Origin of the sequence: Mesorhizobium sp. M3A.F.Ca.ET.175.01.1.1 (assembly GCF_004791945.1) — a bacterium.
GTDB lineage: Bacteria > Pseudomonadota > Alphaproteobacteria > Rhizobiales > Rhizobiaceae > Mesorhizobium.
In genome coordinates, this window is the sequence record NZ_SRTP01000465.1 from 1 (window position 1) to 210 (window position 210).

A 210-nucleotide genomic window follows, 5' to 3' on the forward strand; every position below is an offset into this window, starting at 1 on the left:
TGCCGGCCTGGGCGACGAAGTGCGGATCACTGTCGACGTCCGAGATGGTCAGCGTGCCCGAGGTCGAGATGTCGGCGGCCGCATTGGTCTCGGTCAGGTTCTTCACGTCGGACGACAGCACCGCGGCATCGTTGGTGCCGAGGATGTTGATCGTCACCGTGGTCGGGGTGCCGTCGGCGCTGACCACATTGAAGGTGTCGGTGTAGGTGG

Annotated in this window: 1 protein-coding gene; it reads right to left on the reverse strand. The window is 64.8% G+C overall.

Translation table 11 applies throughout. The features are described 5' to 3' along the window. Positions 1-210 (reverse strand): VCBS domain-containing protein (locus EN818_RS34545; RefSeq protein ID WP_135906421.1); only part of this gene is annotated, 210 nt, incomplete at both ends.